The 11921-nt window shown below is 46.5% G+C and carries 12 protein-coding genes and 1 riboswitch; of the genes, 9 read left to right on the forward strand and 3 right to left on the reverse strand.

The window, feature by feature from the left end; translation table 11 throughout:
- Window positions 1-13 precede the first annotated feature (13 nt).
- Complete coding sequence (locus ACJJIL_RS08875; RefSeq protein WP_413662197.1) at window positions 14-367, forward strand: DUF1428 domain-containing protein; 354 nt, start codon at window positions 14-16, stop codon at window positions 365-367.
- Window positions 368-585: 218 nt separating this feature from the next.
- Here the strand turns inward: ACJJIL_RS08875 and ACJJIL_RS08880 are convergent, their stop codons facing one another.
- Window positions 586-954, reverse strand: a complete 369-nt coding sequence (locus tag ACJJIL_RS08880; protein ID WP_444913958.1) for a hypothetical protein — start codon at window positions 952-954, stop codon at window positions 586-588.
- A 563-nt stretch (window positions 955-1517) separates the two neighbouring features.
- Between ACJJIL_RS08880 and ACJJIL_RS08885 the strand changes: the two genes are divergently transcribed.
- Both ACJJIL_RS08885 and ACJJIL_RS08890 read left to right on the forward strand, forming a co-directional pair.
- Complete coding sequence (locus tag ACJJIL_RS08885) at window positions 1518-2144, forward strand: LysE family translocator (RefSeq protein WP_445361713.1); 627 nt, start codon at window positions 1518-1520, stop codon at window positions 2142-2144.
- 190 nt (window positions 2145-2334) lie between these two features.
- The gene (locus ACJJIL_RS08890) at window positions 2335-2943 is read left to right on the forward strand and encodes an SMI1/KNR4 family protein (protein ID WP_445361714.1); all 609 of its coding nucleotides are present in this window, start codon (window positions 2335-2337) and stop codon (window positions 2941-2943) included.
- A 219-nt stretch (window positions 2944-3162) separates the two neighbouring features.
- Here ACJJIL_RS08890 and ACJJIL_RS08895 read toward each other — a convergent pair whose 3' ends face one another.
- Complete coding sequence (locus ACJJIL_RS08895; RefSeq protein ID WP_445361715.1) at window positions 3163-4374, reverse strand: M56 family metallopeptidase; 1212 nt, start codon at window positions 4372-4374, stop codon at window positions 3163-3165.
- Window positions 4367-4738 (reverse strand): BlaI/MecI/CopY family transcriptional regulator, encoded by a 372-nt coding sequence (locus tag ACJJIL_RS08900; RefSeq protein ID WP_444928006.1) that lies wholly within the window; start codon window positions 4736-4738, stop codon window positions 4367-4369. Before ACJJIL_RS08900 ends, ACJJIL_RS08895 begins: the two co-directional genes overlap by 8 nt.
- A gap of 552 nt (window positions 4739-5290) precedes the next feature.
- A riboswitch (cobalamin riboswitch) is annotated at window positions 5291-5438 on the forward strand.
- A gap of 103 nt (window positions 5439-5541) precedes the next feature.
- On the opposite strand from ACJJIL_RS08900, the gene ACJJIL_RS08905 reads away from it, so the two are divergent.
- The 6 genes from ACJJIL_RS08905 to cobU are packed head-to-tail and all read left to right on the forward strand — an operon-like array spanning window position 5542 to window position 11913.
- On the forward strand, window positions 5542-7398 hold the full coding sequence (locus tag ACJJIL_RS08905; protein ID WP_445361716.1) for a TonB-dependent receptor plug domain-containing protein: 1857 nt from the start codon (window positions 5542-5544) through the stop codon (window positions 7396-7398).
- Between the two features lie 37 nt (window positions 7399-7435).
- On the forward strand, window positions 7436-8050 hold the full coding sequence (gene cobO, locus ACJJIL_RS08910) for a cob(I)yrinic acid a,c-diamide adenosyltransferase (RefSeq protein ID WP_445361717.1): 615 nt from the start codon (window positions 7436-7438) through the stop codon (window positions 8048-8050).
- Between the two features lie 12 nt (window positions 8051-8062).
- Window positions 8063-9571, forward strand: a complete 1509-nt coding sequence (locus ACJJIL_RS08915) for a cobyric acid synthase (RefSeq protein WP_445361718.1) — start codon at window positions 8063-8065, stop codon at window positions 9569-9571.
- On the forward strand, window positions 9568-10590 hold the full coding sequence (locus tag ACJJIL_RS08920) for a FecCD family ABC transporter permease (protein ID WP_445361719.1): 1023 nt from the start codon (window positions 9568-9570) through the stop codon (window positions 10588-10590). Before ACJJIL_RS08915 ends, ACJJIL_RS08920 begins: the two co-directional genes overlap by 4 nt.
- The gene (locus tag ACJJIL_RS08925; protein WP_445361720.1) at window positions 10590-11372 is read left to right on the forward strand and encodes a heme ABC transporter ATP-binding protein; all 783 of its coding nucleotides are present in this window, start codon (window positions 10590-10592) and stop codon (window positions 11370-11372) included. Before ACJJIL_RS08920 ends, ACJJIL_RS08925 begins: the two co-directional genes overlap by 1 nt.
- Window positions 11365-11913 carry a bifunctional adenosylcobinamide kinase/adenosylcobinamide-phosphate guanylyltransferase gene (cobU, locus tag ACJJIL_RS08930; RefSeq protein WP_445361721.1) on the forward strand — a complete coding sequence of 183 codons (549 nt, stop codon included), beginning with the start codon at window positions 11365-11367 and terminating at the stop codon, window positions 11911-11913. Before ACJJIL_RS08925 ends, cobU begins: the two co-directional genes overlap by 8 nt.
- Window positions 11914-11921 lie beyond the last annotated feature (8 nt).

Consider the following 11921-nt stretch of genomic DNA (forward strand, 5'->3'; position numbering starts at 1 on the left):
CGGGGAGTTAAAAATGTCTTATGCAGATGGATTTGTAGCAGCTGTACCCTCAGATAACAAAGAAGAATATATTAAGCATGCAAAAATTGCTGCAGAGGTATTTAAAGAGCAGGGGGCCCTAAAGGTTGTTGAAACTTGGGGTGATGATGTTCCAGAAGGCGAATTAACCTCTTTTCCTTTGGCCGTAAAGTGTGCTGGCAATGAAACTGTAGTGTTCTCCTGGGTCCTCTGGCCTTCTAAAGAGGTTCGAGACTCTGGATGGCAGGCGGTTATGGATGATCCGAGGATGAACCCAGATCAAAACCCTATGCCATTTGATGGTAAGAGGTTAATCTATGGTGGCTTTAATATTATTCTTGATAAATAAAGTTTATCTATAGTTTGATTGTGGGTCGATAAGGACTGTTTGTTGAATTTTGACCCTATATAAGTACGGAGTCAGATTATATTGAGGATGCTTTTAAGGCTAGGTGGTCATGTCGGGGAAAAGTAGTATTGGTTAGTAATGTGTACTTTCTTTCTTCTACAACTATAAAAAAGGGCATAGTTCAAGTATGCCCTTTTTTGTTAATTTTAAATTATCACTTAGCTTCCATCTTCAAATGAGGCGATAGCAGATGCTGTGTCCCATGAACCATCTTGATAAAGTATTGTTGCCTTAGCGGTATATGCCCTAAATGCACGAATCGTAAAAGAACAATACCTGTCAGAAGTGGTTCCACAACTATGAGCATCATCTGACCAAATTACGGAACTAATTACTTTGCTTGTATCTTCTTCTATTCTAAATGCCGCAGTTGCTGTATTCGCACCCCATACTAATGCGAAACAAACATTTGGTCTGTATGTATCAAACTTAATGGTGTCGACATAGCACTCCATTGTTGCAGCTGTTGTGTGAGAGCTGATAAAAAAGAGGGCTGCTATTATTCCTGTGCCCAGTAATCTTTTCATAAATGTTCCCTATAAATGATTTCTTAATTTTTGTGAGGGTATTCCAAATTACTTACCACGATTGAATGGTATACGCATAATTTTTCAATATACAAGCATTTTGTTTGATGGTTTTTCTTGTTATGTGATGGCGTTTATATATTTAAGGGCTTGTAGAGTACTGCTGGTAAATATTTTGTTATTCGGGTTGTACGTAGGTTCCAATTTGTGGCTGGTTGTTAGGTTTGTAGATATTTTCTGCCAATTTCTTATGGTTGCAGTGGTAAATACCGGCCGTATAAAGAATAGTGCGCCGCCAGACGAAAAATGGCTGATAAAATTTGAAGGGTATATAAAGAGAGCTTTTAGTGGCCGGGTAAGGATAATTGAGTGATCTCTATTGTTTCCTATAAAGTTAGTGCTCTTTATCTTTTCAGTTTTGGAGATGGGGTAATTTAGACTGGTTTATAATAGCTAGCTCATTCGGTCTTTCTTGGTTGCTTATATAGCATATGGTAGGTAAGGTTAGTCCTGTCAGTGATTTCCATTTCCTTGAGATAGTAATAGTTGCTAGGGTGAGTTAAATGGCGTTTGAAAATTGGTTGGCCTTTTGCGCAATCGCACTCTTGGCAACTGCTACCCCTGGCCCAGCGGCACTACTAGTCTCTATCAATACTCTATCGAATGGTGTTAGAGGAGGTGTGTTCACGGCATTGGGCAATATATCTGGCTTGTTTGTTATGTCCGGGCTTTCAGTTATTGGATTGAGTGTACTTGTCCTTAACTCTTCTTTGGCGTTTACTGTGGTAAAGGTGGTTGGGGCTGGATATCTGATTTATATGGGAGTTAAGCTTTGGAAAAATGGAATAGGAAGAGTGGATTCTTCTGAGGTAACTTGTAATGCTAGACGAGGTGCATTGAGTTTGTATATTCAAGGGGGCTTAATTGCCTTAACGAACCCTAAAGCGATAATATTTACAACCGCGCTTTTCCCACAATTTATTTCATTGTCCGACCCACTATTACCTCAGTTTTCCTTACTGGTCTTCACTTTTATGGCATTATCTTTTAGCTGTTTATTTTGTTATACCTTATTAGCTTTCGGTACCAAGAAATGGTCAAGGAGTATGGCTTCAAGTCGATTTCTCGGTCGGATATTTGGTTCCACTTTTATTGGTGCTGGTTGTATTTTAGTTGGCACATCAAAATAGGAAGATGTATGTAAGAATATACAAAAATCTATTTTGGGTGCTTCTGTAAAATATACAGTATTCCTCATGCTGTCAGAAGCAAGGTGGTAAGTAGGTAGCAGCTAGATGAGTAGGGTAAGCCGCACCCTTTGCTTAATATGTACCCCCCCCAAAAAAAAAATACAGCAAGTAGTTTCGCGAGTTACGTAGTATGGATATTAAAGATTATATTGAGTTGATCCATAGTTTTTCAAAGACAGATTTTGAACTTCAGGGAGGTGGAAACTCTATCTGTTTTCGGTTGCAAAAGGAAAGGGATTTTGTTTTTCCGAAAGAGTTTCAAGAGTATATGGTTCACTATGCGCCTGCCCACAGCCAATATCTTGATGGCGTGGGCAATCCAATTGATCTTTATAGTGCCAGGCGCTTGTCATGGGTGATGAATGGATATAACTACAACCCGGTTGATAATCAGCCAATACCCGGTTGGGATAAAACTTGGTTTTTATTCGCCGATGAGGGTGCAGATCCAATCATTGTAGACTTGGCCGAAAGCAACCGAAATTCAAAGGTATATCGTGCCATGCATGGGGCTGGGGGGTGGGATTTTAGGCCTATCGCCGATTCAATAGGGCAATTTCTACTATGCGCTTCAGCTCTACATCATGCGCTCTCCGGAATAGTTGACAAAGATGTACTTGTTGATGATGGATGTGGGTTTAATCTTCATGAAAGAAGTGCATCTTGGTTGTTTCCATTCTTTCGTCAATATGCGGATAAATATTACACAGATTGGCTTGCAGTATTTGATAATAGTTAGAGGGGTAAATGCTCCTCTTTGGTACTACAGTTAATGATTTATAACGTCAAATTTTGTAAAACATTTTGTCTAAAGCTGATGGCTTCTCATTCATGGAATGTGACCACGACATGAGTAGGTATGGTTAGTGTTTCAGACAGGGAAAGTACGCCTGACTCGCGAGTGAATATACTCAGGGGTACTTTTTATTAATCTGATTGCTAAAAATTGTTGCCTGGTTTATCCGAGTTCTGAACTAACGCAGGTTTGAGGTGAATCGTGAAAATCAATATTTGAAAATTCTTGAGTTACAGTGTAGTGATTATCGCGTTGCTCCATTTTGAATCCATAACACCTTAATAAAGTGTTTGCCGCATGGTAGGGCTTTACAGAGTCAATTTTGATTGTAACTTTTTGATTTGGTAGCTGTTCAATGCCGACAACATCTTGTTGGGCGAAGTTGAAAATCATTCTAGTCATTTCGCTTAGCGGGATCTCTTCAAAGTTAAGTTGCATGGTTTCCTTTGGCCAAGATGAGTCATCAGCTACTACATGTGGTGTTTGGGTTAGGCCAATAAACCCTATAGTAAGAACAAATAGGCCACCTAATGTTGTTTTTACTGTTGAGTTGTGGTGTTTTTCAAGCATGATAAATCTCTCTTTTTGGTTTAATAGAAATGCCATAGTGGCGGGGAGGATGTTCACGTATAAACGTTTTGTTAATGCGCGACCATATTCTAAGCGTTCATTGTTATTGCTATTTTTTAGAGTTCGATGATCACATGCCAGTTCCTGGTCTTCTCGGATTATTGGTGCGATTATATGAATTAGTGGATTGAACCAAAATACAGCACGGACGATTTCATAGATCAATTGAACCCATAAATCCTTGCATGCAATGTGGGAGAGTTCATGGGCAAGAATATAGCGTTGTTGAATTTTATTATATCGTGAATAGAAATCATCCGGTAAGTATACTGCAGGCTTTAATAGGCCTGTAACAAATGGAGCGGAAGGTATGTGTGTTTTATATATGGTGTGGGCTTTCAGTGCTAATGGTTTATGAATTTTGATAATCTCTTTTACCGGAATAGATTGTCGATTTTTGATTAAATGATTTTTAAGTGTGTATATAGAAAAAAGTCTATAGATCACCCAGGCAGAGAACCCGATCAACCAGGCCCAGATTAAATAAAAGTCGGGAGTAAGTACCGTAACATCTGGATTAGGAAATATCTTTATAGAAATGTTATCAGCCGAAAAGGCCTGGTACTCAATAAGTGCAATGCCGACTTCTGGTTTTTGCCACATAAAGCACCTAGCCAAAGGAATTAGCCAGAGCAGGAATGCTATCTGTGCACCCAAATAACGCCGGACCAAACCTTTTATCAGTAGAACTAAACCAATTAGTAAAGTGATTTCAACTGATGTTTGATATAACCACTCAATCATTTTTCTTCTTCAGCTTGTCTAAAATTTCTTCAATTTCTTTTAACTCTTGAGTTGATATCTTTTTATGCTGGGCGAAGTGTGCAAGCAGGGGAGCCATTTTGCCATTGAAAAAACGTGACAGGAGTCCGTTAGTTTCCTCATCAACAACTTCATCCCTCGAAATAGCGGGAGAGTAAAAATAGCGTTTGCCATCTTTGCTTCTCTCAAGAGTTCCCTTGGTTACCAGCCTGCTCAGCATCGTTTTTATAGTATTTGGATGCCAATCAGAAGTTTCTTGTACCCGTTCAATAATCTGCCCCACTGTTAGGGGGTGATCCCTCCAAAGCACTTCTAGGATTACTTGCTCTGAAGCTGAAATAACCATGTCGATGACCTTTTAACTACGTTGCTAGCCCTGAAGACTACAGGTGTAGTTTTGGGTGGTCAAGTATAACTTGGTTTGGAGTGACACTAAGGCTTTGTGTTTTGTGCTCTTGGAGTGAGCGATAATGAATGTTTATTAAACTAATAGGTTTGGTTCTACCGTGGGATAGGCTGACGTGATTTTTGTATTTTTGTAGGAAGGGGGCTGATAGGTACGAGTTTGAATGCTAAATAATGGTTATTTAACGATCATGCTTGAAAGTATTTGCTTAGGGAGCGGATAAAATTTCTGATCACCCTGAGTAATAATCGTGCTTGGAACGAAAAACCTCTCATATTTCTGTCTGTATCCTCCTTGCTCCGTGGGTAAATTGTTATTGAGTGTTATCTCAAAAAAACTTGCTGATGGTTAAATAATCCGAATAAGGCGATGTATCTAAAATAGGAGGAACTGACCTCCGCGAGCGGCTCCAGAACCAGGTGTCTGATGACTTATGACGCGAAAGGTAGTCTTTTTTGGCTTCTGTTGACTTTCCGGTACCTTTCCACTAGTTTCGCGATCACGATTAGAGGTGCCTTCTGCCCTGAATTGGCTGAGAAGGTTAAACGGGAAGTCCGGAAATCCGGCGCTGCCCCCGCAACGGTGATCCACCTGTATTCTGAGTGGTAAGCCCGATACCGGCCTCTTTTCTAAACACGATGGAGCGGAGGGCTACCATCTTGCAATACGATCTTTCGCGCTTCGGCGTGCCGCATTGCTATTCCTCCCTCGATCCCATGTGCTTTTGTCTTAGGGGTTGAAACTTGAAAAAATCTATATTGAGCCTGGCTGTACTGTCAGCCGTGAGCGCGCCGTCTTTTGCTGAATCCACTGTTACCGAATCTTCAATTCCAGACCTGGAAACCGTGGTTGTTGTGAGCTCCCGTCAGGGCGAGCCGCTGCGCCAGGTAGCTACTTCAGTAACTGTATTGGATGAAGAGCAGCTAAAAGAGCGGGGATTGGTGTCCCTTGCCGATGTTTTGCGCAGTGTGCCTTCCGTGTCTGTTACCAATACAGGGGGTATGGGCAAGACAACCTCCTTAAGGGTACGTGGAGAGTCCGGTTTCAGAACCTTGGTCCAGATAGACGGTATCGACATTTCTGACCCAACCGGTACCCAGGCGGGGGCTCATATTGAACATATTATGAGCAGCAACTTGCAGCGCGTGGAATTATTACGCGGTCCACAAGGTATGCTCTACGGAGCCGATGCCGGTGGTGTACTGGATATCTCGACTCGTCGCGAGGGTGAAGGGCAGCGCTTTGAGGTGTCAGCTGAGGGCGGTAGCTTCGATACTGAACGCTACAATGCCAGCGCTAGCGGAGCCAATGAAGCATTGGATTATTTTGTTTCTGCAGCGGCGGCAGAAACCGATGGTTTTAATACCAGTAGTTATGACACGGAATTGAGAGATGACGACGGTTACGATAATGAAACCTTGCATGGCCGTGTAGGTTGGAATATTTCTGAGCAGTGGCGACTTGAGGCTGTGGCGCGGGATACCGATGCTTCAGGTGAGTATGATCGCTGCGGCTGGCCCTCTCAGGATGATTGTAACTTTGATTTCAGCCAGGAAAGTGTTCGTGTCAGCTTAGCTCATAAAGGCGAAGATGGTCAGCAGGAGTTGGCTTATACACGTTCTGATTTGCAGCGTACCTATATCAGTGAAGGCGTGCCCTTTTATGAAGCGGAAGGTGATATCGAAAAGTTGAACTTCACCGGTTCCTACGGGTTTAGTCGCGAACATGGAATGGTCTACGGGGTAGAGCATCGTGAAGATACTTCGGGCGACCTGGATCGGGATCAGTGGGCAGTTTATTCCGAATATCAGGGAAGCTATGCCGATCAGGCTTATATCACCCTTGGCCTTCGCCATGACAATAACTCTGATTTTGGCAGCTACAACAGCTTCCGCGCCAGCTCAGCCTATTTATTTGAGGATGTTGCCAACGGTACGGTAAAAATAAAAAGTAGTTACGGCACTGGCTTCCGTGCCCCGAGCTTATATGAAGTTGACTACAACGCTACCGCATTCGACTGGTTAACTTTTACTCCATTAGAGTTGCCATCTCTTAAGCCGGAAGAGAGCCGAGGCCTGGATCTTGGTGTTGAATACTTTGGTGAAAACTCTCTCTACCTGGAGTTCGTACTGTTTAAACAGGTCATTGAGAATGAAATCGGATTCGATATGGCCGACTACACAGGTTACCTGCAAAGCAGTGGAGAAAGCGTGTCCCAAGGCGCTGAGTTTGTTGTCGAAGCGCAATTGACTGACAGTCTATTGCTCTCTGCCAATTACACCTACACCGATGCTGAAGAAGCCGATGATTCTCCCCGAGCCCGCAGTCCCAAGCACTTGGCGAATCTCGGCTTCACTTATAAGCCTACTAGTGACTTGAGCCTTGTTATGAACCTGCGTTCCAGTGCGGATGTGGTAGATAGCGATGGCTCTTCGCTGGATGATTATCAAGTGCTGGATGCCAGTGTCCGTTATCAGCTGAACAACGCCACGACGGTATTTGTTCGCGGTGAAAACCTCACCGACGAAGATTATGTGGAAGTTACTGGCTATAACACTGCGGGCCTCGCCGGTTATGCTGGTGTGGAATTCAGCTTCTAAAGCACTTTCTTTTATAGGTTCTTGAACTGAGGTGGCCATGTCGGAAGACGAGCAAAAACGAAATGCCAAGCACAAGCAGGCAATGCAAAAACACAAGGAGAAGGTTGATGCCAACATTGCAGCAGCCGATACCCAGCGTGGAGTTGCTGTCCTGCTCACCGGAAATGGCAAAGGGAAGTCGAGCTCAGCTTTCGGCATGGTGATACGCGCACTGGGTTACGGGCAGAAAGTGGGTGTAGTGCAATTTATTAAAGGCGCACAGCAATCTGGGGAAGAGCTTTTCCTTAAAAACCATTGCCCGGAAGTTACTCTCTATCAAATGGGTACTGGCTTTACCTGGAATACTCAGGATCGCACCAGTGATATTGCTGCTGCAGAGAGAACCTGGGCAGAGGCAGAAAAAATGCTCACCGATACCACCTATGACTTAGTGGTGTTGGACGAACTCACTTATATGCTCGCTTACAAATACTTAGATGAGTCCAAAGTATTGGAGACTCTGGCCCAGCGGCCACAGGAACAGAGTTTGGTGGTGACTGGTCGAGGTGGTGGTAGTGCGCTACAGGAGCTAGTGGATACGGTATCTGAAGTGAAAGATGTTAAGCATGCTTTTAAAGCGGGCATCAAAGCCCGCAAAGGCGTAGATTACTAGGTTGTTTTCACTATGTCCGTGTTGATGGTTCAGGGCACGACTTCCGATGCTGGCAAGAGTACTTTGGTGGCCGGGCTCGCTCGTTACTTTTCCCAGCGCGGAGTCAGTGTCGCACCTTTTAAGCCGCAAAATATGGCACTCAATAGTGCCGTTTCGGTGGATGGTGGTGAGATAGGGCGGGCACAAGCGCTGCAAGCCCAGGCCTGTGGGATCGACCCCCACAGCGATATGAACCCGGTGTTACTTAAGCCCGCTTCAGATACCGGGGCTCAGGTTATTATCCAGGGTAAAGTGTTGGGGAATATGCAGGCGCTGGATTACCACCACTACAAGGCTACCGCGCAAAATGCAGTGCTGGACTCCTTCGCACGGCTCGATGATCAATATGAGCTGGTGTTAGTTGAAGGGGCTGGCAGCCCGGCAGAAATTAACCTGCGGGAAAACGATATTGCCAATATGGGCTTTGCCGAGGCGGTTGATTGCCCGGTTATACTGATTGCCGATATCGATCGCGGAGGTGTGTTCGCCCACTTGGTAGGCACCCTCGAATTGCTGTCTTCCTCAGAGCGAGAGCGTGTCGTCGGTTTTGTGATCAACCGCTTTCGTGGCGATCTGCAATTACTTCAGCCGGGGCTTGACTGGTTAGAGGAGTATACCGGCAAGCCAGTTCTCGGAGTCTTACCTTATCTCCATGACCTCTACCTTGACGCGGAGGATGCCATTAGCACCCAACAGAGCGGTGCTGATGCTCGATTGAAAGTGGTAGTGCCGGTATTGCCGCGCATAAGCAATCATACAGATTTTGATGCGCTGAGGTTGCATCCGGATATCGATCTGCAATTTGTCAGTGTCCGTGAACCAGTCCCACAGTGCGACTGGATTATTCTTCCTGGCAGTAAAAATGTGCGGGCAGACTTGGCTTACTTAAAAGAAAATGATTGGCCTGCACAGTTGGATCGGCATCTGCGCTATGGCGGCAAACTTTTGGGTATTTGCGGTGGTTTGCAAATGCTGGGGAGCGAGGTACAGGACCCGGATGGGGTAGAGGATACCCCGGGTAACGAACTGGGCTTGGGTTATCTGGATTTAATAACTCGATTACAGCCCGTCAAAGCACTAAAAAATATTACCGGTTTTTTAGCTTTGGAAAGTGAAGTAAAAGAAGCTGCTCCTGTTCAGGGCTATGAAATTCACTGTGGTATAACAGAAGGTGTAGCTCTGCAAACTCCAGCGGTATATATCTGTGATAAAGACGGAAATTCCAGGCCTGATGGTGCAATAAGTGCTGATGGACAGATATTCGCGACCTACGTGCATGGGCTGTTCGATTCACCCGAAGCGCTGAGCGCACTTTTTGCCTGGGGTGGGTTGAAAGACTCTACGCCGTTGGATGTGGGTGATCAGCGGCAGCAACAATTGGACAGGCTGGCTGAGACTATTGCCGAGAATATCCAGGGAAACTGGCTCGAGCAATTTGAGGGAACCAGGGAGACGGCAGCGCTGCAAGAGGATACCCAGTGACTGTTACCCGTATCAAAGCATTAAATATTGCCTGGTGGTTACTGCCCACAGCACTTGCCCTTAGTTTTTCTGCTGCCGTTGCTATAGGTGCAGTGTATCTCTCACCCTCACAACTATTTGCCGCGATCAGTGGCCAGGGCGATGGTGGACTCGCTGGGGATATTGTTCAGGCAATACGATTGCCAAGGGCGCTGTTGGCGGCTGGAGTGGGTGCTGTGCTCGCCATCTGCGGGGCAATGTTGCAAGGCTTATTTCGAAACCCTCTAGCTGACCCATCCCTGATTGGTGTTACCGCAGGGGCTTCTCTCGGTGCTTGTTTGGCCATCCTGCTAGGAGCGGAGGTTGCCGCTGCGTTTGGGAGTTTGCCCGTTGTATCCATAGCTGCTTTTTTCAGCGGCCTTTTAGCGGTGACACTGGTCTACAAAGTGGCGAAAAGTATTAATGGCACTTCCGTGGCCACCATGTTGCTAATGGGGATTGCCGTTACCGCTTTTTCCGCAAGCCTGATCGGGCTAATGGAGTACTTTGCTGATAATGACACACTGCGCCGTATGAGCCTGTGGCTAATGGGGGGGCTGGATGCAGCGAGCTATCCTCGCGCTTTTCTGGTTTTGGCCGTGCTGGGCGTTTTGCTTGCCAGTATGTCCCGCTTCGGCACCTCACTAAATGTTCTTTTATTGGGAGAATCCCAGGCACGGCACCTCGGTATTGATGTGGAGCGGGTAAAAACCCGTTTGATAGTGCTTGTTGCGGCTGGAGTGGGCACTTCGGTTGCTGTAGCCGGCAGTATAGCTTTTGTGGGGCTGGTAGTGCCCCATATAGTGCGTTTGTGGGTAGGACCTGATCACCGGCAACTGTTGCCGCTTTCTGCCCTGGCTGGAGCCAGTTTATTACTAGTTTCCGATACCCTGGCACGAACCATTATTGCCCCGGTGGAGATCCCGGTAGGGCTGATTACCGCACTGATTGGGGTGCCTTTTTTTGTTTCCTTGTTGCGTAAAAGCAGGGGGGCAATTTAATGGCTCTGCTACAGGTGGAGGGAGTTGCGGTTAGTGTCGATAATCGGCCGCTGTTGCAAGATATCAACCTGGAGGTAGATGTCGGCGAGCTAGTTTGTGTGATTGGCCCCAATGGCGCGGGTAAGTCGACTCTGCTGCGTGCCCTGTGCGGCGAAGTCAGGATGGATTCCGGGCAGGTCCACTTTAAAGGCAGCTCTTTTTCAAAGTTGTCCGCCCGCAATCGAGCCAGGCAAGTTGCCGTCCTGCCGCAAAATAACCCGCTGACATTTGCCTTTACTGGGCTGGAACTGGTCGCCCTCAGTCGAACTCCGCATTCCACCGGCACTGACCGGGACCGAGAGATCTGCCTGGAAGCCATGGCTGCGCTGGATGTTAGTCATTTGTCTGAGCGCCTGTACCCAACATTATCCGGCGGCGAGCAGCAGCGCTTGCAATTGGCTCGGGTGATGGCCCAGATCTGGCGGGCAGAGGATGGGGGAGAGCGGCTCCTCTTATTAGATGAGCCCGCTGCCAGCCTGGATATTGCACACCAATATGGAATGATGAGAGCGGTAAGAGACTTCGCGCGAAGTGGCGTAGCTGTGGTAATGACGGTCCATGATCTGGCCCATGCCAGCGGCTATAGCGACAGAATCCTCGCCTTAAAGCAGGGGCGCAGTATGGCCTACGGAAATCCAGAGGATGTATTGACTGCGGAGAATATGCAGCAGCTTTACGGCTACAGTGTCACGGTGATGCCACACCCGGTAACCGGTAAATCCCTGGTGATTGCCGATGTCTAGTTCCATTGGTGTGCATCTGGTACTAGGAGGCGCACGCAGTGGAAAAAGCCGGCTCGCGCAACAGCGCGCGGAGCAGTGGCTAAGCAGCAGTAGCGATGGTGGACTTACCTACCTGGCAACGGCTACGGCGGGCGATCAAGAAATGTCTACCCGTATTGCTCGACATCGGGAAGACCGGGATCATCGCTGGCAGGCCCTGGAAGAGCCTATTGCATTGGCAGAGGCTCTGGTTACAGCTGCTGAGTCCCACTGTGTACTGGTGGACTGCCTCACTTTGTGGTTGAGCAACTGTCTTCATCAGGGCGTTTGGGAGCGTGAGCAAGAGGCGCTTCTGCAATGTATTGATCAGAGGCGTACTCTCGCTAACGGTATTACCCCACCTTGGATTTTTGTCAGTAATGAAGTCGGTTCGGGTATTGTGCCCCTTGGGCAGTTATCGCGGGAATTTGTGGATGCGGCAGGTTGGCTTCATCAGGCATTAGCCGAGCGAGCTGATAGCGTCACCTTGGCAATTGCAGGTTTGCCGCTCACTGTAAAGTAAAATCACCT

The sequence above is a fragment of the Microbulbifer maximicatervae (SeqCode) genome (assembly GCF_052468095.1).

Coding starts and splice junctions, on each gene's coding strand:
- ACJJIL_RS08915 (WP_445361718.1), top strand. CDS start 8,063: ATGTCCGTGTTGATGGTTCAGGGCACGACTTCCGATGCTGGCAAGAGT.
- ACJJIL_RS08925 (WP_445361720.1), top strand. CDS start 10,590: ATGGCTCTGCTACAGGTGGAGGGAGTTGCGGTTAGTGTCGATAATCGG.
- ACJJIL_RS08890 (WP_445361714.1), top strand. CDS start 2,335: ATGGATATTAAAGATTATATTGAGTTGATCCATAGTTTTTCAAAGACA.
- ACJJIL_RS08895 (WP_445361715.1), bottom strand. CDS start 4,374: ATGATTGAGTGGTTATATCAAACATCAGTTGAAATCACTTTACTAATT.
- cobO (WP_445361717.1), top strand. CDS start 7,436: ATGTCGGAAGACGAGCAAAAACGAAATGCCAAGCACAAGCAGGCAATG.
- ACJJIL_RS08880 (WP_444913958.1), bottom strand. CDS start 954: ATGAAAAGATTACTGGGCACAGGAATAATAGCAGCCCTCTTTTTTATC.
- ACJJIL_RS08885 (WP_445361713.1), top strand. CDS start 1,518: ATGGCGTTTGAAAATTGGTTGGCCTTTTGCGCAATCGCACTCTTGGCA.
- ACJJIL_RS08875 (WP_413662197.1), top strand. CDS start 14: ATGTCTTATGCAGATGGATTTGTAGCAGCTGTACCCTCAGATAACAAA.
- cobU (WP_445361721.1), top strand. CDS start 11,365: ATGTCTAGTTCCATTGGTGTGCATCTGGTACTAGGAGGCGCACGCAGT.
- ACJJIL_RS08900 (WP_444928006.1), bottom strand. CDS start 4,738: ATGGTTATTTCAGCTTCAGAGCAAGTAATCCTAGAAGTGCTTTGGAGG.